At 70.2% G+C, this 20,384-nt stretch carries 18 protein-coding genes; 7 read left to right on the top strand and 11 right to left on the bottom strand.

Features of this window, described 5'->3' with window-relative positions; genetic code table 11:
• The first annotated feature begins 148 nt into the window (after positions 1-148).
• The gene (locus ACIA3K_RS12815; protein ID WP_396800966.1) at positions 149-1,552 is read left to right on the top strand and encodes an NAD(P)H-quinone dehydrogenase; all 1,404 of its coding nucleotides are present in this window, start codon (positions 149-151) and stop codon (positions 1,550-1,552) included.
• On the opposite strand, the gene ACIA3K_RS12810 is transcribed toward ACIA3K_RS12815, so the two are convergent.
• From ACIA3K_RS12810 to ACIA3K_RS12800, 3 genes are all read right to left on the bottom strand, one after another.
• Positions 1,529-2,221, bottom strand: coding sequence for a DUF998 domain-containing protein (locus ACIA3K_RS12810; protein WP_396800965.1), 693 nt, complete (start codon positions 2,219-2,221; stop codon positions 1,529-1,531). The genes ACIA3K_RS12815 and ACIA3K_RS12810 overlap by 24 nt on opposite strands.
• Before the next feature lie 132 nt (positions 2,222-2,353).
• Positions 2,354-2,686, bottom strand: a complete 333-nt coding sequence (locus ACIA3K_RS12805; RefSeq protein ID WP_396800964.1) for a helix-turn-helix domain-containing protein — start codon at positions 2,684-2,686, stop codon at positions 2,354-2,356.
• A gap of 301 nt (positions 2,687-2,987) precedes the next feature.
• Positions 2,988-3,602, bottom strand: coding sequence for a DedA family protein (locus ACIA3K_RS12800; RefSeq protein ID WP_396800963.1), 615 nt, complete (start codon positions 3,600-3,602; stop codon positions 2,988-2,990).
• Between the two features lie 506 nt (positions 3,603-4,108).
• Between ACIA3K_RS12800 and thrS the strand changes: the two genes are divergently transcribed.
• Positions 4,109-5,323 carry a threonine--tRNA ligase gene (gene thrS / locus ACIA3K_RS12795; RefSeq protein ID WP_396800961.1) on the top strand — a complete coding sequence of 405 codons (1,215 nt, stop codon included), beginning with the start codon at positions 4,109-4,111 and terminating at the stop codon, positions 5,321-5,323.
• A gap of 5 nt (positions 5,324-5,328) precedes the next feature.
• On the opposite strand, the gene ACIA3K_RS12790 is transcribed toward thrS, so the two are convergent.
• The 4 genes from ACIA3K_RS12790 to ACIA3K_RS12775 form a co-directional block, all read right to left on the bottom strand.
• Positions 5,329-7,260, bottom strand: coding sequence for an ABC transporter ATP-binding protein (locus ACIA3K_RS12790; protein ID WP_396801290.1), 1,932 nt, complete (start codon positions 7,258-7,260; stop codon positions 5,329-5,331).
• 176 nt (positions 7,261-7,436) lie between these two features.
• Positions 7,437-9,170 carry an ABC transporter ATP-binding protein gene (locus ACIA3K_RS12785; RefSeq protein ID WP_396800960.1) on the bottom strand — a complete coding sequence of 578 codons (1,734 nt, stop codon included), beginning with the start codon at positions 9,168-9,170 and terminating at the stop codon, positions 7,437-7,439.
• The gene (locus ACIA3K_RS12780; RefSeq protein ID WP_355048907.1) at positions 9,164-9,646 is read right to left on the bottom strand and encodes a MarR family transcriptional regulator; all 483 of its coding nucleotides are present in this window, start codon (positions 9,644-9,646) and stop codon (positions 9,164-9,166) included. Before ACIA3K_RS12780 ends, ACIA3K_RS12785 begins: the two co-directional genes overlap by 7 nt.
• 24 nt (positions 9,647-9,670) lie before the next feature.
• Positions 9,671-10,117 (bottom strand): DoxX family membrane protein, encoded by a 447-nt coding sequence (locus tag ACIA3K_RS12775; RefSeq protein ID WP_396800959.1) that lies wholly within the window; start codon positions 10,115-10,117, stop codon positions 9,671-9,673.
• Positions 10,118-10,201: 84 nt separating this feature from the next.
• Between ACIA3K_RS12775 and ACIA3K_RS12770 the strand changes: the two genes are divergently transcribed.
• Entirely contained in the window at positions 10,202-10,768 is a 567-nt protein-coding gene (locus tag ACIA3K_RS12770; RefSeq protein WP_396800958.1) for a TetR/AcrR family transcriptional regulator, read from the top strand.
• A 231-nt stretch (positions 10,769-10,999) separates the two neighbouring features.
• The gene (locus ACIA3K_RS12765) at positions 11,000-12,862 is read left to right on the top strand and encodes a hypothetical protein (RefSeq protein ID WP_396800957.1); all 1,863 of its coding nucleotides are present in this window, start codon (positions 11,000-11,002) and stop codon (positions 12,860-12,862) included.
• A 19-nt stretch (positions 12,863-12,881) separates the two neighbouring features.
• Here ACIA3K_RS12765 and ACIA3K_RS12760 read toward each other — a convergent pair whose 3' ends face one another.
• Positions 12,882-14,321, bottom strand: a complete 1,440-nt coding sequence (locus ACIA3K_RS12760; protein ID WP_396800956.1) for a GuaB1 family IMP dehydrogenase-related protein — start codon at positions 14,319-14,321, stop codon at positions 12,882-12,884.
• Positions 14,322-14,417: 96 nt separating this feature from the next.
• Positions 14,418-16,166 (bottom strand): acetyl/propionyl/methylcrotonyl-CoA carboxylase subunit alpha, encoded by a 1,749-nt coding sequence (locus tag ACIA3K_RS12755; protein WP_396800955.1) that lies wholly within the window; start codon positions 16,164-16,166, stop codon positions 14,418-14,420.
• Positions 16,167-16,305: 139 nt separating this feature from the next.
• Between ACIA3K_RS12755 and ACIA3K_RS12750 the strand changes: the two genes are divergently transcribed.
• From ACIA3K_RS12750 to ACIA3K_RS12740, 3 genes are all read left to right on the top strand, one after another.
• Positions 16,306-16,917: a PadR family transcriptional regulator gene (locus ACIA3K_RS12750; RefSeq protein WP_396801288.1), complete on the top strand. Its 612-nt coding sequence runs from the start codon at positions 16,306-16,308 to the stop codon at positions 16,915-16,917.
• A 156-nt stretch (positions 16,918-17,073) separates the two neighbouring features.
• Complete coding sequence (locus tag ACIA3K_RS12745; RefSeq protein WP_396800954.1) at positions 17,074-18,033, top strand: ATP-binding cassette domain-containing protein; 960 nt, start codon at positions 17,074-17,076, stop codon at positions 18,031-18,033.
• Positions 18,034-18,051: 18 nt separating this feature from the next.
• Complete coding sequence (locus ACIA3K_RS12740) at positions 18,052-18,807, top strand: ABC transporter permease (RefSeq protein ID WP_007455563.1); 756 nt, start codon at positions 18,052-18,054, stop codon at positions 18,805-18,807.
• Positions 18,808-18,909: 102 nt separating this feature from the next.
• Here ACIA3K_RS12740 and ACIA3K_RS12735 read toward each other — a convergent pair whose 3' ends face one another.
• Positions 18,910-19,563 carry an O-methyltransferase gene (locus ACIA3K_RS12735; protein WP_396800953.1) on the bottom strand — a complete coding sequence of 218 codons (654 nt, stop codon included), beginning with the start codon at positions 19,561-19,563 and terminating at the stop codon, positions 18,910-18,912.
• Positions 19,560-20,348, bottom strand: a complete 789-nt coding sequence (locus ACIA3K_RS12730; protein ID WP_396800952.1) for a Maf family protein — start codon at positions 20,346-20,348, stop codon at positions 19,560-19,562. The genes ACIA3K_RS12735 and ACIA3K_RS12730 overlap by 4 nt, the downstream gene beginning before the upstream one ends.
• Positions 20,349-20,384 lie beyond the last annotated feature (36 nt).

Below are 20,384 nucleotides of genomic sequence, written 5' to 3'. Positions count from 1 at the left end.
GGCGGACGGGTGGGGGAGAATACGACTGTGCGTGTCGGATGCGCTCGGGAGAAGAAAGTCACTGTGAGCACAAGCGAAGGGCGAACGTGGTGAGCGCGAGGAGTGCAGCGCAGCGGAGCCCCGCAGTCGCGAGCGAAAGGATGGCGCTGTGAGCCGGATCGTGATCATCGGCGGTGGGCCGGCCGGGTACGAGGCGGCACTGGTCGCCGCCCAACTGGACGCCGATGTCACCGTGGTCGAGGCCGACGGCGCGGGCGGGGCCTGCGTGCTCTCCGACTGCGTGCCGTCGAAGACCTTCATCGCCAGCTCCCAGGTGGTCACCGGCTATCGGGACACCGAGGAGTTCGGGGTGCACTCGGACGGCCTGGAGGCGGTGACCGTCGACGCGCAGGCCGTGCACTCGCGGGTGAAGCGGCTGGCGTTGGCACAGTCCGCCGACATCCACGCCAAGCTGCTCAAGGCGGGTGTCACCTTCGTGGCCGGCACCGCCCGCCTCGGCGATGACGCGCTCGGGCACACCCACCGCGTCATCGTCACGCCCGTCGACGGCGGCGAGGAGTACCCGATCGACGCGTCCACCGTGCTGGTCGCCACCGGCTCGACGCCCCGGCAGTTGCCCACCGCCGTACCCGACGGTGAGCGCATTCTGACCTGGCGTCAGGTGTACGACCTGCCGGAGCTGCCGGAGCACCTGATCGTGGTCGGCTCGGGTGTGACCGGCGCCGAGTTCGCCAGCGCGTACCTCGCGATGGGGGTGGAGGTCACCCTGGTCTCCAGCCGCGACCGGGTGATGCCGCACGAGGACGCCGACGCGGCGTCGGCCATCGAGCGGGTCTTCCGTAACCGGGGCATGAACATCCTCAACAACTCGCGGGCCGACGCGGTGCGGCGGACCGCCGACGGGGTCGAGGTGGAGCTGTCCGACGGGCGCAGGGTCAGCGGCTCGCACGCTCTCATCGCGGTCGGCTCGATCCCGAACACCGCCGACCTTGGCCTGGCCGAGTACGGCGTGGAGCTGGGCCGGGGCGCTTACGTCACGGTCGACCGGGTCTCCCGGACGAACGTGCCCGGCATCTACGCCGCCGGTGACTGCACCGGCGTGCTGCTGCTGGCGAGTGTGGCCGCCATGCAGGGTCGGATCGCCATGTGGCACGCCCTCGGCGAGGCAGTGCGCCCGCTGCGGCTGCGGACCGTCGCCGCGAACGTCTTCACCGACCCGGAGTTGGCCACCGTCGGCGTCTCGCAGGACGAGGTCGACGCGGGCAAGGTGCCTGCCCGGCAGGTGATGCTGCCGTTGTCCGGCAACGCCCGGGCCAAGATGGACGACCTGTCCGACGGCTTCGTGAAGTTGTTCTGCCGCCCGGCGAGCGGTCAGGTGATCGGCGGTGTGGTGGTCGCTCCGAAGGCCAGCGAGCTGATCCTGCCCATCACGATGGCCGTGGAGAACAATCTGACGGTCAACGAGCTGGCCCAGACGATCACCATCTACCCGAGCCTCTCCGGCTCCATCACCGAGTCCGCCCGCCAGCTAATGCTCCACGAGCTGGAGTAAGCCCTCATCCTCGTCGATCATGGACTTGTGGTGGCCGTTCTGCGGCGTCGCACCCCTTTTGTCAGGCACCACAGCTCCATGATCGACGGGTGAACGCCGGACCTGGGTCGTCGCTACCGTCGCCAGGACCGCTACCTCGGTGAGGATCAGGAGGCGTTCGGCCAGGCCGATCAGCAGGCGGTCGCCGGGATAGGCGGACCAGACCATCGCCGCCGACAGGGCCAGGCTCAGCACGACCAGGGTGCGTAGCGTCCTGGCGGTGGGCGTCAGGTCGGGGCGACGCGCGAGCAGCCAACCGCCGATCGGGAGGGCCAGGAAGGCGACCACCGACGCGTACCGGTGCACGTAGGCGGACGCGGTCATGGCGGCGCCGGGCTCGTTCGTCGGCACCACGGCGGCCAGCAGCAGCCCCGCCACCCACGCGCCGAGCAGCAAGTCCACCGCCCGTCCGGTACGGCGTAGCCCGCACATCAGTGCCACGGTGGCGAGCGCCAGCACCACCATGGCGACGTCGATGACACCGCCCCGGTCGGAGACGGCGAAGTCGCTGATGGTCAGCGTCCACGGGTTGAGGTCGTCGTTGACCTCCAGGTGACCGATCACGGTGAGCAGCGCCGCGACGGCGATCCCGCCGAGGGCCAGCAGGCCGGTACTCCGGGTTACAGGCATGCCTCAGCCTGTCGCCCCGAACACCCCACCCAGATCCGGGAAGCCCACCGACCCGGCCCCCAAAACCCACCCCTAGAGGCCGCTTCCCACGTTCAGGCGTGGCGGAACCACTGGTCGGGTCGGCTGAGGTTACTAGGCGACGTTGAGGTGGATGTTCCCAATGCGGGCGACGATGTCGAGGTGGCCGCCCAGGCCGGTGACGTAGGCACGAAGGGTGTCCAGACTGGTGTGCTCACCGTTCTCGATCTGGCTGATCCTGGCCTGGGTCAACCCTGCGGCCTCGGCCAGTTGGGTCTGAGTCATCCCCAGGTGCTTGCGGATCTCCGCCAGCTGCGCGCCGCTCACCAGTGCCAGCATCTGCTCACGGTGCTGAGCCCGGCGGGCGACCCGATCCGGGTGCTCCCAGGACGGATCGAGGTCTCGGGCCTTGGCCCGTACGTCCCGCCAGTCCACTCCGTCCGTCATCTCTGTGTGCCCTTCAGCCTCGAGAGGTGCTCCTGGAATCGGTCGTCCGCCAACGGGACCGCCGCCTTGTACCAACTCTGCCACTGGCCCGACTTGTCGCCGGCGACCAGGAAGACCGCTTCTCGAACGGGAGAGCGGGGCCGTGTTCGGCGAGAAGGTCGATGGCCTCGCTGACGAGGTCGGCGGTGGCAGGTTCCGTCTCGCAGAGATGGAGAAACCACTTCTCGACCTCGGGATGAAGTGTGACCTCCCACATGCCGTCAATATAAGCCAAGCTTATACACGACTCGTCTCGCGACACTCAGTCGACGGGGACTTCGGTGGCGGTGCGGGCGTGGCGGGCGCTGACCAGGGTCATCGCCCAGCCGGCCGCCGCGAAACCGGCCGCCGCTGCGGCGGCGATGATGGCCAACCGCCAGGCCGACTCGGTGAGCGCGGTGCCGCCCAGGTGCCCGATCAACGCGCCGTAGCTGGCCCAGCCGACCGCGGCGATCATCTCGTAGAGCGCGAACAGCCGGTACGGGTAGCGGCTGCGGCCGGCCGAGAAGCAGGCCGCCATCCGTCCGCCCGGCACGAACCGGCAGAGCAGGATGACCATCGGGCCGGGTTGTCGGAGACCCTGGGTGACCCGGCTGGCGACCCGGCGGGCGCGGCTGAGCTCCGCGTGCCGGGGTGCCCGCCGGTCCGGGGCGAGACGGCCGAGCAGATAGCAGGCCAGGTCACCGGCGAACACGCCGAGCGCGCCGACGGCGATGGTGACCGGCAGGCTGAGGCCGCCGTAGACGGTCAGCGCGCCACTGGTGATCATGACGATCTGGGTGGGGATGACGGGTACGAAGGCGTCGGCGACGAGGAGCCCGAGCAGCACCAGGTACGCCCACGTCGGCGACGCGACGTCAGTCAGTAGTTCGGGCACGCCTGCCACCTCGTCGGATGCGGCCGATTGGGTGTCTTGAGCCTGACGGCATGGCGGGCGTCACGGTGGACGGGGCCGGGGCGTCGTGACCGCCGACACCACAGGGCCACCCTGTTCCAACGAGGCAGGCGTCCCGCTGGTGACGGTCCCAGCGTGGCCCGAGGTGGTCGCCGGATCGGCGTGCGTCGGCGTACCGTGGTCGGCGCGGCCCAGCACGCCGGGTCCCCCGTTCCTGACGATGCGGGCCGCTCAGGGCCGCCGGCGGGTCCCGCGCCGGCGGCCCGCCTTCCTTCCCACGGCCGCAAATCCGGGTGCGTCCCCGACCGCCCGACGGGTAGCGTCGCGGCATGCGCAGCGCGGTAGTGATGACGACGACGCCGGGTGTCCCCGGCGTGCCGCGCTGACGTAACCACCGTCGACCAGGCCCGGGGCGATCCGCCCCCGAGGGCCGTTCGGCGTTCGGTGCCCAGGTCGCCTCCGGGTCGTACCCGATCCAGGAGCCCGACATGATCGACCACCGTAGGCTCGGCCGTGAGCTGGACCTGTTCGTCTCCGACCCGCTGGCCGGCGCCGGCCTGCCCATCTGGCTGCCCGCCGGCGCCGCCGCCCGGCACGCCGTCGAGGAGTACGTCCGGGAGTTGGAGCGCCGCTCCGGCCACCAGCACGTCTACTCGCCGCCGTTGGGTAAGCGGGAACTCTTCGAACTCTCCGGCCATCTCGGCTACTTCGCCGACGACATGTTCCCGCCGCTGCGGCTGAGCGCCGACGACGAGTTCGTGCTCCGGCCGGCGCTCTGCCCGCACCACGCGCTGGTGTTCCGCGCCCGGGGCCGCTCCTACCGGGAGCTGCCGTTGCGCGTCGCGGAACTGGGCGGGATGTACCGCTCGGAGCGTTCCGGGGTGCTCGGCGGCCTGTCCCGGGTACGCGCCATCTCCCTCAACGACGCGCACATCTTCTGCGCTCCCGAGCAGGTCGGCGCGGAGGTCGTCGAGATCCTGGGGCTGATCCGCGCCGCGCACGCCGCGCTCGGCGTACGCCCGGCGGGGTTCCGGCTGTCGCTGCGCGGACCGGGCGGGAAGTACGTCGGCGACGACGCCCAGTGGGCCCGCGCCGAGGACCTGCTGCGGGGCGCGCTGGCCGGGGTGGAGTACGTCGAGGCGCCGGGGGAGGCCGCCTTCTACGGCCCGAAGATCGACATCCAGATCGTCGACGCGGCGGGCCGGGAGTCGACCATCTCCACCATCCAGGTGGACTTCGACAAGCCGGAGCGGTTCGACCTGTCGTACACCGACTCGGACGGCAGCCGGCGTCGACCGGTGATGCTGCACCGCAGCCTGGTCGGCAGCATGGAACGGCTGTTCGCGTACCTGATCGAGGCGCACGAGGGCGCGTTCCCGGCCTGGTACGCGCCCGTCCAGTTGGTGGTGCTGCCGGTGGACGACGGGCAGGCCGACGCGGCTGCGGAGCTGGCCCGGCGGGCCGTCGACGCCGGGCTGCGGGTCGAGGTCGACGCCGCCGGCTCGCTTGGCGCCCGGGTCCGGGACGCGACCCGCCGCCGCGTCCCGTACCTCGGGGTCCTGGGTGCCCGGGAGGCCGCCGCCGGCGCGCTCGCCCTCCGGCTGCGCGACGGCCGTGCCCTGGCTCCGATGCCGGTCGACGCCGCGCTCGCCCTGATCGGCGGGCAGGTCGCCGCCCGCTCGGCGGATCTGCTCCCGGGCTGACATGACTAGACCGACGCCGGTTGAGCGGCGGTGGCCGACTCCTCGTCGACCGCCGCGCCGGTGAACTGCGAACGGTACAGCCGGTGGTACGCGCCGTGGGCGGCGAGCAACTGCTCGTGGGTGCCCTGCTCGACGATGCGACCCTCCTCCATCATCAGGATCAGGTCGGCGTCCCGGATGGTGGAGAGCCGGTGCGCGATGACGAAGCTCGTCCGGTCCGAGCGCAGCGCCGCCATCGCCCGCTGGAGCAGCACCTCGGTACGGGTGTCCACCGAGCTGGTGGCCTCGTCGAGGATGAGCAGGGACGGCTCGGCGAGGAACGCCCGGGCGATGGTGATGAGCTGCTTCTCGCCGGCGCTGACGTTGCTGCCCTCCTCGTCGATGACCGTGTCGTAGCCGTCGGGCAGGCTGCGCACGAACCGGTCCACGAAGGTGGCTCGGGCCGCGGCGACGATCTCCTCCTCGGTGGCGTCGGGTCGGCCGTAGGCGATGTTGTCGCGGATGGTGCCGCCGAACAGCCAGGTGTCCTGGAGCACCATGCCGATCCGGCCACGCAGGTCGTCGCGGCGCATCGTGGTGATGTCCACCCCGTCGAGCGTGATCCGTCCGGCGTCCAGCTCGTAGAAGCGCATGATCAGGTTGACCAGGGTGGTCTTGCCGGCACCGGTCGGGCCGACGATCGCGACGGTGTGCCCCGGCTCGGCGACCAGCGACAGGTCGTCGATCAGCGGCTTGTCCGGCGTGTACCGGAAGGAGACGTGCGCGAACTCGACGCGGCCGTGCGGGTCGGCGATCCGGGCCGGCTGGGCCGGGTCGGGGCTCTGCTCGTCGGCGTCGAGGACGGCGAAGACCCGTTCGGCCGACGCCACCCCGGACTGGAGCAGGTTGGCCATCGAGGCGAGCTGGGTGAGCGGCTGGGTGAACTGGCGGGAGTACTGGATGAACGCCTGCACGTCACCGAGGCTCATCGCCCCGGAGGCCACCCGCAGCCCGCCGACCACGGCGATCGCCACGTAGCTCAGGTTTCCGATGAACATCATCGACGGCATGATGATCCCGGAGATGAACTGCGCGCCGAAGCTGGCCCGGAACAGTTCCTCGTTCTTCGCGTGGAAGGCGGCCTCCACCTCGCGCTGCCGGCCGAAGACCTTCACCAGCTCGTGCCCGGTGTACGCCTCCTCGATCTGGCCGTTCAACGCGCCGGTGTGCGTCCACTGCGCGATGAACTGCTTCTGCGACCGCTTGGCGATGCGTTGGGTGACCAGCACCGACAGGGGCACCGCGACGAGTGCCACCAGGGCCAGCAGCGGCGAGATCCAGAACATCACGGCCAGCACGCCGATCACGGTCAGCAGCGAGGTGAGCAGCTGACTGAGGGTCTGCTGGAGGCTGGTGGAGATGTTGTCGATGTCGTTCGTGACCCGGCTGAGCAGCTCACCGCGGGGCTGCCGGTCGAAGTAGGGCAGCGGCAGTCGGTTGAGCTTCTCCTCCACCTCGGCGCGCAGCCGCAGCACCGTGCGCTGGACCACCCCGTTGAGCAGCCAGCCCTGCCACCACGACAGCACGCTCGACGCCAGGTAGAGCCCGAGCGCCAACAGCAGCACCCGGCGCAGCGCGTCGAAGTCGATGCCCACCCCGGGCACCACGTCCATCCGGGCCAGCATGTCGGCGAAGCTCTCGTTGCCGCTGGCCCGTGCCGCGGCGACGGCCTGGTCGGCGGTGGTGCCCGCCGGCAGTTGCCGACCGATCACCCCGCTGAAGATGAGGTCGGTGGCGTGGCCCAGGATCTTCGGACCGGCCACGCTGAAACCGACACTCACCACGGCGAGGGTGATGATCGCGCCCAGGTGAAGGCGGTGCGGGCGCAGCCGGCCGAGCAACCGTCGGGCCGACGGTCCGAAGTTCATCGACTTCTCGGCGGGCATTCCCGCGCTCATCCAGGGCGGGCCGCCGCCGGGTCGGCCCGCCGGCAGCCGCTTCGGCGTCTGCCCGTCGCCGCCGGGCTGCTGCGCGGCTCCGCCGCCGGGCTGAGCGGCCTCGCCGGTCGGCGTCCGCGGGTCGCCGGCAGGCTTCTGATTGGGTACGGCCGCGGCGCGCGGCTCGTTCTGCTCGCTCACGCCGCCACCTCCGCCGTCTGCTGGGAGGCCACGATCTCGGCGTACGTCGGGCAGGTCTCCAGCAACTCCGCGTGTCGTCCCACTCCGACGACCCCTCCGTTCTCGAGCACGATGATCTGGTCGGCGTCGACGATCGTGGACACCCGCTGGGCCACGATCACCACTGCGGACTGCGCGGTGACCGGCCGCAGCGCCGCCCGCAGCCGGGCATCGGTGCCGAGGTCCAGCGCGGAGAACGAGTCGTCGAACAGGTAGATCTCCGGCCGCCGGACCAGTGCCCGGGCAATGGCCAGGCGTTGCCGCTGCCCGCCGGAGACGGTGCTGCCGCCCTGCGCGATCGGCGCGTCCAGTCCGCCGGGCATCTGGGCCACGAAGTCCCGGGCCTGGGCGATCTCCAACGCCGCCCACAGCTCCTCGTCCGTGGCGTCCGGGTTGCCGTAGCGCAGGTTGCTGGCGACCGTGCCGGTGAACAGGTACGGCCGCTGCGGCACCAACCCGATACGTCGCCACAGCTCGTCGGGTTCCAACTCGCGTACGTCGACCCCGTCGACAAGCACCGCGCCGTCGGTCACGTCGACCAGGCGCGGGACGAGCGACAGCAGGGTCGTCTTGCCGGCGCCGGTGCTGCCGATGATCGCCGTCGTGGTGCCGGCGGTGGCGCGGAAGGAGATGTCCCGTAGCACCGGCTCGACCGCGCCCGGGTACTGGAACCGCACCCCGCGCAGCTCCAACTCGGCCCGGCTGGGCAGCTCGGTGACCGGCGTGGCGGCGGGAACCACCGAGGAGTCGGTGTCCAGCACCTCGACGATGCGTTCGGCGCAGACGGCTGCCCGGGGCACCATCATCAGCATGAAGGTGGCCATCATGACGGCCATCAGGATCTGCATCAGGTACGCCAGGAAGGCGGTGAGCGCGCCGATCTGGATCGCGCCGGAGTCGACCCGCTGCGCGCCGAACCAGAGCACCGCCACGCTGGACACGTTGAGCACCAACATGACCACCGGAAAAATCAACGCCAACAACCGTCCGGTACGCAGGGCGGTGGCGGTCAGGTCGGCGTTGGCGACGCCGAAGCGCTCCGTCTCGTACGGCTCGCGCACGAACGCGCGGACCACCCGGATGCCGGTGATCTGCTCGCGCAGCACCCGGTTGACCGTGTCGATCCGGGTCTGCATCAGTCGGAAGCCCGGCACCATCCGGCGGATGATCGCGCTCAGCGCGACGGCCAGCACCGGCACGCTGACCAGCATCAGCCAGGAGAGCCCGATGTCCTCGCGCAGCGCCATGACCACCCCACCGACGCTCATGATCGGTGCGGCGACCAGCATGGTGCAGCTCATCAGTACGAGCATCTGCACCTGTTGGACGTCGTTGGTGTTGCGGGTGATCAGCGACGGCGCCCCGAACCGGGCCACCTCGCGGGCGGAGAAGCTGTTGACGTGCGAGAACAGCCGGGCGCGGACGTCCCGGCCGAAGCCCATGGCGACCTGCGCGCCCAGGTAGACGGCCGCGATCGAGCAGACGATCTGGATCAGACTGACCAGCAGCATCCAGCCGCCGGTGTGCACGATGTAGCCGGTGTCACCCCGGGCCACACCCTTGTCGATGATGTCGGCGTTGAGGCTGGGCAGGTAGAGCGAGGCCATGGTGCCCACGAACTGGAGCAGCACCACCGCCAGCAGCGGTCTGGAGTACGGGCGCAGTTGGCCGCGCAACAATCGGATCAGCACGACGTTTCCTCCGCGTCGGTGGGTCGTCCGGTCATCTGCGGGTCGTGGCCGCTGCCGATGACTTCGAGTAGGAACTCCCGGATCACCTGGGCCTTCGCCGGGTCGGCGTCGACAGAGGTGAGCGGGCGTCCGGAGTGCATGAGAGCGCCGAGCGCGGCCACGCGCTCCCGGCCGGCGGGGGTGATGACGAGGCGGATGCTGCGTCGGTCGCTGTCGTCGCGCTGGCGCTCGACCAGGCCGTCGCGTTCGAGGGTGTCGACGATGCCGGTCAGGGTCGCCGGGCGGACGAACCCCTTCTCGGCGACCTGGCGGTGGGGCAGCTCGCCGTGCCGGGCGAGCGTCATCAGGGTGATCATGCCGGCCTGGGTGAGGCCGTGCTCCTCGGCGAGGAAGCGGTTCCAGCGCTGCCCGACGAGGTGCCCGGCCACGACCAGTAGTCGTCCCAGCGGCACATCCTGGAGGGTGATGAGTTCCACGAGAGCACATTAGCTCCCTGATAGTCAGGGGCCAAACGAAATAGCCGCAGCGGTGGCGACGAACACGAGTTGCAGGATCGTGCGCTGCCCCAGCGGGGTGACCGGGCGTCCGGCGAGGGTCAGCCTCCGGCGTGCGGCCGAGACGTTCGCCGGGAACATCGCGAGCAGGAGCAGGCTGAGCCCGGCCGCGGCGGGGCGGGCGGTCGTCGGGAGCAGCAGCCCGACCGCCCCGACCAGCTCCAGTACGCCGGTGAGGGTGACCAGCAGGTCCGGCCGGGGTAGTCGGGGCGGGACCATCGCGATCAGGTCGGCGCGGCGTCGGCCCACGAAGTGCGCAACGCCGGTCAGCACGAACATCAGGGCCAGTCCGACCCGCAGCGCGGGATGCCAGCCGTCGAGCGCGGAGACGCCGGCCAGGCCGGCCAGGCGGGCCAGTGCGCTGCCGACGGCCAGGACGATCAGGGGTGCCATCGAAATCCTCCTCGCGGAAACTTGTCGGTGACAAGATTGCGGTGACCGATGGCATCTTGTCAATGACAAGATTAGGATTCGGGCATGACCGAGACGCGTGCGTACCATCACGGCGACCTTCGCCGCGCCCTGCTCGCCGCGGCGCTGGAGGCCATCGAGGAGGTCGGACCCGCCGCGCTGAGCCTGCGCGACCTGGCTCGTCGGGCCGGTGTCTCGCACGCCGCGCCCACCCACCACTTCGGTGACAAGGCGGGGCTGCTCACCGTCCTCGCCACGGAGGGCTTCGACCGGTTGGCGCAGGCGCTGGTCGGCGCCGGCGACGACCTGCTGACGGCCGGCGTCGCGTACGTGGACTTCGCCGTGGCGCACCGCGCCTACTTCGAGGTGATGTTCCGGCCCGAGCTGCACCGGGTCGACGACCCCGAGCTGACCGCCGCCCGCGAGCGCGCCGGCGCGGCACTCCGCGCGGGGGTGGCCGCCCGTGACGCATCCGGCGACACCGGCCTGGACTCGCTCGCCGCCTGGTCCATCGCCCACGGCTTCGCCACCCTGTGGCTGGCCGGCGCCTTACCGGACCGCGTAGGCGGCAACCCCGGTAAAGCTGCCCGCGAAGTCCTGGGCCGCCTAACTCGAGAATCCAACCGTACGTAGACACGCTGGAGCATCGCGAGGTGGTGTGGGATGGGTCGTGGTGTAGCGGTGGCTGGACGGCGAGGTCGAGAGTGACTCGGTAGCGCCGTGTGCGGAGCAGCGGCGGGCACTGATCCGGGTAAATCCGTTTCGTGTTGAACCTTTGTCGTGGACGCCCCGTTGGAGCTGGACAGCGATCGCCCACGCGAGAGGACCAGGAGCATGCCCCGACGCGCACCCGCCCATACGCCAATGGCCTACCAGCAGATCATCGACAACCCGGGCATCGCCGATCCCAGTATCGCGATGGACTGGGCACACCGGTCAGGTCGACTTGCACGTGGCTCCGATCACTTCGGTAAGTTGAGCCGGGGAGTGTTGGATGACTTTGCCCGCTCGCACGGGCTTCCCGCCGGCTACTACACCCTTGAGAGGGAGGGCGGGGAATATTTCCTGAGGAAGCATCCTTATCTTGCTCCCGGCGGTGCCGACCCGAGGGCCGCGGCAGCTCAGCGAATTGACCCGCCCGCCCGCTGGAGGCGACCGTTCGTGCCGGCTGCCTATCAGGCGGTCATCGACGACCCGGGCATCGCCGATCTCAGCCTCGTCATGGACTGGGCGCACCGGTCAGGTCGACTTGCGCGTAGCTCCGATCACTTTGGTCAGTTGAGCCGGGCAGTGTTGGATGACTTTGCCCGGTCGCACGGGCTCCCCGCCGGCTACTACACACTCGAGTGGGATGGCGCGAAATATTTCCTGGGGAAGCATCCTGATCTTGCCCCCGGCGGTGCCGACCCGAGGGCCGCGGCAGCTCAGCGAATTGACCCGCCCGCCCGTTGGGGGCGAGTGTTCACCCCGGCTGCCTATCAGGCGGTCATCGACAACCCCGGCATCGCCGACCCCCGCATCGTGGTGGCCTGGACACATGCGACAGGCCGAATGCCACTTACCACCACCAGCCTCGCTGTTATGGGCCAGGGAGTGTTGGATGACTTTGCCCGGGCGCACGGGCTTCCCGACGGGTACTACACGTCTGAGCAGCTTGGCGCGAAATATTTCCTGGCGAACCATCCTGATCTTGCCCCCGGTGGTGCCGACCCGAGGGCCGCGGCAGCTCAGCGCATCGACCCGCCCGCCGGCTGGCCCCCGCGACTGTTCGTACCGGTGGCCTATCAGGAGGTCATCGACAACCCCAGCATCGTCGATCACTCACTCATCGCGGCCTGGGCTGGCGCCACCGGCCGACTCGCCAATCTCAACGCCAGCGTTCTGAGCCAGGTGGTGGTGAACGATTTCACTGATGCCCACGGACTGCCCAGAGGTTCGTTCATCCTGAACGTATACGGCAACAGCTCCGTCCTGCTGCCAAACCCCGACCGCTTGCCCCCCAGGGGCGACCCGGAGATCGCGGCGCCCGGCAGGATCCCACTGCCCGAGAGATGGCGACCGAGGGTGCCCGAGGCGTACCAGTACGAACAGGTCATCGACCCGCCACAGCGGCTGCCCGCCCCAGCAAGCCCCGCCCGTTCCTACTCGGCGCCCTCCGGGCAGTACGCCCACGACGCCGCACCCCAGTACTACGCAGGTCCACCCGCCACCGGATCAGACCTGACGTTCCAGAACGCCAACCTCTATTCGGTCGCGGCTCAGTCATCATTCACACCCCAGGACCCGTACCCCTACCCCTTGCCCGAGGTCAGTCAGTACCCGGCTCAATACGGCACGAGCGCGTCCTACGGCGTCAACCAGCCGACCCTTTACGCGCCCACCTACGCGCCCAATTACGAGCCCACCTATGCGCCTTCTTACGAGTCCACCTACACCCAGTACGCCGACAGCGCAGGTCCCGCCTTCAACGCCGCGGGCCCGAGCTACGCCCCCACCGCCGCCACACCGACCATCCAGTACGGCAGCAGCAATGTCGACCAGCGAGCCATCAGCTACACCACACAACAAATGGACTCCATGAGCATCACCAGCGCCAGCTGGCACCCCGACGTGGCAAGCATTCCCTCAGCAGGCGCCGCGACGCGCCACCAGGCCGATTACAGCGTCACCGAAAGCAGATCACCAACTCCTGAACAGCGCCCCAGAAAACAGCGCAAACGCGCTTGACCGTCGGCGGGTGGGGGTCTTACCAACTGGTGGGGAGGGGCATTCCTTCGGTGTAGCCGGCGGCGCTCTGGACACCGACTATCGCCCGCTCGTGGAACTGCGTCAGGTTGCGGGCGCCGGCGTAGGTGAAGGCGCTGCGTACCCCGGCGATGATCTCGTCGATGAGGTCCTCGACGCCGGGGCGGTGCGGGTCGAGGTACATCCGGGCCGAGGAGATGCCCTCCTCGAACACGGCCTTGCGAGCCCGGTCGTACGGGCTGTCGTCGGCCGTACGGGCGCTCACCGCCCGCGCCGAGGCCATCCCGAAGCTCTCCTTGTACCGCCGGCCGTCCGGTTCGGTGTAGAGGTCGCCAGGGGACTCGTAGGTGCCGGCGAACCAGGAGCCGATCATGACGTTCGACGCTCCGGCGGCGAGCGCGAGCGCCACGTCGCGGGGGTGGCGTACGCCGCCGTCGGCCCAGACGTGCCGGCCCAGCTGCCGGGCGGCCGTCGAGCAGTCGAGGACGGCGGAGAACTGCGGACGGCCCACGCCGGTCATCATCCGGGTGGTGCACATCGCGCCCGGGCCGACACCGACCTTGATGATGTCCGCGCCGGCCTCGACCAGGTCGCGTACGCCTTCGGCGGTGACCACGTTGCCGGCCGCCACGGGTACGCCCGGGTCCAGCTTGCGGACCGCCTGCAACGCCGAGATCATCCGTGCCTGGTGGCCGTGCGCGGTGTCCACGACCAGCGTGTCCACCCCGGCTTCGAGCAGCGCGGCGGCCTTGCCGGTGACGTCTCCGTTGATGCCGACCGCCGCCGCGATGCGCAGCCGACCCCGGTCGTCCACGGCCGGCGTGTAGAGGGTGGCCCGCAATGCGCCCTGCCGGGTCAGCACCCCGACCAGCCGGCCGTCGGCGTCCACCACCGGAGCGAGTCGACGTCGGCCGGCGGAGAGCCGGTCGAAGCCGGTACGCGGGTCCGCGTCCGCCGGCACGGTGTGCAGCTCGGTCGACATGACGTGTCGCAGCTGGGCGAACCGGTCCACGCCCACGGTGTCCGCCTCGGTGACCACGCCCATCGGCCGGCCGGCCTCGTCGACCACGATCACCGCGCCGTGTGACCGCTTGGGCAGCAGGTGGATCGCGTCGCCGACGGTCTCGGTCGGGCCCAGGGTGATGGGCGTGTCGTAGACCAGGTGCCGCTGCTTGACCCAGGAGACGACGTTCGCCACGACCTCGATCGGGATGTCCTGCGGGATCACCGTGATCGCGCCCCGACGGGCCACCGTCTCGGCCATCCGTCGGCCGGCGACCGCCGTCATGTTCGACACCACCAGCGGGATGGTGGTGCCCGTGCCGTCGCCGGTGGACAGGTCGACGTCGAGGCGGGAGCCGAGGTCGGAGCGGGCCGGCGCCATGAAGACGTCGGTGTAGGTCAGGTCGTGCGCGGGGGCCGCGCCGGAGAGGAAACGCACCCGGCCATCATTCCCGCCCGCGGACGCCCGCGCCCACCTCGGTGCCGCAAACCACCCCCACCGAGCCCACCTGCGGGGACAAAACTCCGACCAGGGTCAGGAGATGGTACAGATGGGCGCACCTGCCGTGATCACGGCTCCGACCTCGGCGGCCAGTCCGCTGACCGTACCCGCCTTGTGGGCGTGCAGCGGCTGCTCCATCTTCATCGCCTCAAGCACCACCACCAGGTCGCCCTCGGCCACCGTGTCGCCGTCGGCGACCGCGATCTTGACGATGGTGCCCTGCATCGGGGAGGTGAGCGCGTCGCCGCCGACCGGTACGCCGGCCTTCGCGCCGCCCCCGCGCCGGGTCGGCTTGCGGGAGGCGGTTGAGGCTGTGGTCGTACTCCCGCCGAAGCCGGCGGGGAGGCTGACCTCGATGCGCTTGCCGCCGACCTCGACCACGACGGTGTCGCGTTCGGCCGGCGCATCGGCGGCGCCGGCGGCGGCGAACGGCGGCACGGTGTTGTGGAACTCGGTCTCGATCCACCGGGTGTGCACGGTGAACGGCTCGGCGGTGAACGCCTCGTCCCGCACGACGAGCCGGTGGAACGGCAGCGCGGTGGCCATGCCGTCGACGACCATCTCGTCGAGGGCGCGGCGGGCGCGCTCCAGCGCCTCGGTGCGCGTCTCACCGATGATGATCACCTTGGCGAGCAGCGAGTCGAAGTTGCCGCCGATCACGTCGCCGGCCGAGATGCCGGTGTCGACCCGCACGCCCGGGCCGCTGGGCAGGCGCAGGGCCGTGACCGTGCCGGGCGCGGGGAGGAAGTTGCGGCCCGGGTCCTCGCCGTTGATCCGGAACTCGATGGCGTGCCCGCGCGGTGTCGGGTCCTCGGTGATCCGGAGCTTCTCGCCGTCGGCGATCCGGAACTGCTCGCGGACCAGGTCGATGCCGGCGGTCTCCTCGGTGACCGGGTGCTCGACCTGGAGTCGCGTGTTGACCTCCAGGAAGGAGATCGTGCCGTCCTTGCCGACCAGGTACTCCACCGTGCCGGCGCCGTGGTAGCCGGCCTCGCGGCAGATCGCCTTGGCGCTCTCGTGGATCTGCGCGCGCTGGGCGTCGGTGAGGAACGGAGCGGGGGCCTCCTCCACGAGCTTCTGGTGCCGGCGCTGCAACGAGCAGTCCCGGGTGCCCACCACGATCACGTTGCCGTGCTGGTCGGCGAGGACCTGGGCCTCGACGTGGCGGGGCTGGTCGAGGTAGCGCTCGACGAAGCACTCGCCGCGACCGAACGCCGCGACGGCCTCGCGGGTGGCCGACTCGAAGAGCTGGGGGATCTCCTCCATGGTGCGGGCGACCTTCAGGCCCCGACCGCCGCCACCGAAGGCCGCCTTGATGGCGACCGGCAGGCCGTGGTCGACGGCGAAGGCCATCACCTCGTCCGGGCTGCCCACCGGGTCCGGGGTGCCGGGGACGAGCGGCGCGCCGGCGCGCTGGGCGATGTGCCGGGCGGTCACCTTGTCGCCCAGGTCGCGGATCGCCTGCGGGGTCGGACCGATCCAGGTCAGCCCGGCGTCGATGACGGCCTGGGCGAAGTCGGCGTTCTCACTGAGGAAGCCGTAGCCCGGGTGCACGGCGTCGGCGTCGGCCCGGGCGGCGACGTCGAGCAGCTTGTCGATGCGCAGGTACGTGTCGGTCGCGCTGTCTCCGCCGAGCGCGTACGCCTCGTCCGCGAGCGTGGCGTGCAGGGCGTCGCGGTCGGAGTCCGCGTACACGGCGACGCTGCCCAGGCCGGCGTCACGACAGGCGCGGATGACCCGGACGGCGATCTCGCCGCGGTTGGCGATCAGTACCTTGCGCACCTTCGTGGCTCCTCCCGGCAGGTTACTGACGGGGAGTGTATCGGCCGGCCCGGGCGGCCCCTAACGATCGCTCAGTGTGGGATGGGGCACTGGTTTAGTCAAACTTGGCTATTACGCTTGTCTGGTGTCTGCGACTCGGATGATGATCCTCGGCCTGGTGCGGTGGATGCAGCCCGTGCACGGCTACGACGTGCGCCGCGAGCTGCTGAGCTGGAGCGCCGACAAGTGGGCGAACGTGCAGCCCGGCTCGATCTACCACGCGCTGCGCAAACTCACCGAGGAGGGGCTGCTGCGGGCCGTCGCCACCGAGCAGGTCGGTGCCCGGCCGGCGCGTACGACCTACGAGGTCACGCCGAAGGGGGACGACGAGTTCGAGACCCTGCTGCGCAACTTCTGGTGGAACTTCTCCGAGCCCGTCGACCCCTTCACCGCGGCCTTCTCGTTCCTGCCCGCGATGCCCCGGTCCGAGGCGGCGGCGGCGCTGCGCAACCGGGCCAACCTGCTGCGGGCCGGCATGGAGTCGATGCGTGCCTCGCTTCAGTCGGACTGGGTGCGTAACACCAAGCCGGTGCACGTCAGTTGGATGTTCGAGCTGTGGTCGGCGCGGGCGGAGGCGGAGCTGAGCTGGTGTGAGCGCATCGCGGAGCGGATCGAGTCCGGAGTGTCGTACCTGCCTGCTGAACTGCGGGACGCCGAGGGTTGGTCGGGTCCACGGGAGGGCGAGGAGCGGTTCGACCGCGACGCGAAATAATCAACGTTGACTAGAAGCGCTATATCGCGTTAGCCTGCTGTCGGCACAGCGGGGGAGTGCGCCGTCCGGCGTCGTCCCACTCGACGGCCGGCCCACCGGTCCGACCGACACCTGACGGCCGGCCCGACTGGCCGGCCCGACCGACCAGGAGCAGAAATGATCGAGACCAGGGGGCTGCGGAAGTCGTTCCGCTCCCGCGCGGGTCGAGAGACGAAGACGGTGGACGCCGTGCGCGGCGTCAACCTGGAGGTCGCCGAGGGCGAGATCTTCGGCTTCCTCGGCCCGAACGGCGCCGGCAAGACCACCACGCTGCGGATGCTCGCCACGCTGATCGAGCCCGATGGTGGCGAGGCCACCATCGCGGGCGCCGACCTGCGCAAGGACCCGGCGGAGGTGCGCCGCCGCATCGGGTACGTGCCGCAGGGCGGCAGCACCTGGGACGAGTCGACCGCCCGCGAGGAGCTGGTCCTGCACGCCCGGATGTACGGCATCGGCAAGGCCGACGCGCAGCAGCGCGCCGTCCGCGCCCTGGAGGCTTTCCAGCTCACCGAGTACGCCGACCGCAAGTGCAAGACCTACTCCGGTGGCCAGCGTCGACGGGTCGAGATCGCGCTCGGCATCATCCACGAGCCGAAGATCGTCTTCCTGGACGAGCCGACCACCGGCCTCGACCCGCAGAGCCGCGCCCACATGTGGGACGAGATCCGGCGACTGCGCAGCGACGGGATGACCGTCTTCATCACCACGCACTACCTCGACGAGGCCGACGCCCTCTGCGACCGCATCGCGATCATGGACAACGGCGAGGTCGTCGCCGAGGGCACGCCGTCCGAACTCAAGCGGGAGATCTCCGGCGACGTGGTGCTCGTCGGACTCGACGTGGCCGCCACCCCGCAGGCCGCGAAGGCGCTCGACGGCGAGGCGTACGTCAACAAGCTGGAGACCGCCGACGACGGCGGCCTGCGCCTCTACGTCGACGAGGGCGCCACCGCCATTCCCCAGGTGCTACGCCGCCTCGACCACGCCGGGCTCGAGCTGCGCTCGATCGAGCTGCACCGGCCCAGCCTGGACGACGTCTTCCTGACCAAGACCGGCCGCTCGCTGCGCGAGTCCTGACCCCCGGAGAGACGACTCATGAAATTCGCCCGCGACACGTGGCTGATCTTCCAGCGGCAGATCCAGCTCCTGCTGCGCAACCCGGTCTGGGTCTTCGTCGGCGTGTTCCAGCCGGTGATGTACCTGCTGCTCTTCGCCCCCCTGCTCAAGCCGGCCCTGAACGCGCCCACCCAGGCCGCCGCCTACAAGATCTTCGTACCCGGCCTGCTGGTGCTGCTGGCCATCTTCGGCGGCCTGTTCCAGGGCTTCGGCCTGATCGCCGAACTGCGCGCCGGCGTCATCGAACGCTCCCGGGTCACCCCGATCAGCCGCCTGGCACTGCTGCTCGGCCGCTCCCTGCGCGACGTGGTCTCGCTCATCGTGCAGGCCGTCATCATCACGCTGCTGGCGCTCCTGTTCGACCTGCGGGTCTTCATCGGTGATCTGCTGCTGGCGTACCTGATGCTCGCCCTCATCGCACTCATGACCTCGGCCGTCTCCTACGGCGTCGCACTCAAGGTCAAGAGTGAGGACGCGCTGGCCCCACTGATGAACACCGTGGCGCAGCCGGTGCTGCTGCTCTCCGGCATCCTGCTGCCGCTGACCTTCGCTCCCGGCTGGTTGCAGGGCATCGCCGACTGGAACCCGTTCTCCTGGGCGGTCGACGGCACGCGGGCGCTGTTCGCCGGTGACCTGGGCAGCGACAAGGTCTGGCAGGGCCTGACCATCACCGCGGTCCTCGCCGCGCTTGGCGTCTTCTGGGCCGCCCGCCAGTTCGCCCGCAGCGTCCGCTGACGCCTCGCCCTGTGCTTGATCGACTCGGGTTCCTGGAAGTTGGGGTGTCCTACGGCGTGGGATGCCGCGATTTTCAGGAACCCGGGTCGATCACAGCGCCGCTCAGCGCACCCGGGCGAGGGTGAGGCCGTCGGCGATGGGCAGCATCACCGGGTCCACCCGTACGTCGGCCAGCACCTCATCGTTGAACGCCGCGATCGCCCGGTCGTTGACGTCCTGCGGCGCGATCACCCGCCCGCCGCGCAGCACGTTGTCGACGGCGATCACCCCGCCCGGCCGCATTCGCGGCACCAGCTCGGCCCAGTAGACCGGGTACCCGGTCTTGTCGGCGTCGATGAACGCGAAGTCCAGGTGGCGCTCCTGCGGCAGTTCCCGCAGCGTGTCGCCGGCCGGGCCGATACGCAGGTCGATGAGGTCCTGCACCCCGGCGCGGGACCAGTAGCGCCGGGCGATCCCGGTGTACTCCTCGGAGATGTCGAAGCAGGTCAGCCGCCCTCCCTCGGGCAAGCCCCGGGCGATGGCCAACGCCGACAGGCCGGTGAACGTGCCGACCTCGACGGCCTGCCGTACGTCGAGCAGCCGGGTCAGGAACGTCAGGAACGCGGCCTGCTCCGGCGCCACCTGCATGCTGGCGTGCTCCGGCAGCACCGACCGGGTCTCCTCGGCCAGATCTCGAATGATCTGGTCCGGCGGCGCGCCGTGCGCGACCAGGTAGGCGTGCAACTCGTCGGTGAGCGGGATCGACTTCGTGGTCATGAATGGACGTTACCGAGCGGCTCGACCGATTGGCCGCCCGGCGCGACCTTTGTCCACAGGTCCGTGATCTGCAGCCCCAGTTCCGCCAGTAGCCGACGCAGCAACGGCATCGACAACCCGACGACGGTCCCCGGGTCACCCTCGATGCGCTCCACGAACGCCCCGCCCAACCCGTCGATCGTGAACGCGCCCGCCACCGCCAACGGCTCGCCCGTGGCGACGTACGCGGCGATCTCGTCGTCACTGATGTCGGCAAAGTGGACGACCGTCGAGGCGACCGCCTCCGCCCGCCGCCCGGCGACACCGTCGATCAGACAGTGGCCGCTGTGCAGGACCCCACTGCGCCCCCGCATCCGCAACCAACGACGGGTCGCGTCCGCCGCGTCGGTCGGCTTGCCAAGAATCTCCCCGTCGAACTCGAGCACCGAGTCACACCCGATGACCAGGGTCCGCTGGCGGGCCGTGCTGGCGCTGGTGGTTGCGGTGTTGGTGCTTGCGGTGTTGGTGCTGGTGGTGGTGGTGCTTTCCGTGCTGGTGTTGGCGGTGTCCTTGGCGTTGGTGGTTGCGCTGAGCGTCGTGGCGGTCGGATTCAACCGGGCGAGCACCGCCTCGGCCTTGAGCCGGGCCAACTCGAGGCAGAGATCCTCAGCCCGATCGGCCACCACCAGGGATTCGTCCACCCCGCTGACCAGCACGTCCGGCTCGATGCCGGCGGCCCGAAGTGACTTTCGACGAGCGGGACTGGCAGAGGCCAGCACAAGGCGAAGCGGCAGAGTGTCAGACACCGGCCCGACGTTACCCGGCCCGCCACGCCTGACACT

Origin of the sequence: Micromonospora sp. NPDC051543 (assembly GCF_044454415.1) — a bacterium.
GTDB lineage: Bacteria > Actinomycetota > Actinomycetes > Mycobacteriales > Micromonosporaceae > Micromonospora.
This window is presented reverse-complemented; position numbering and strand designations above follow the sequence as displayed.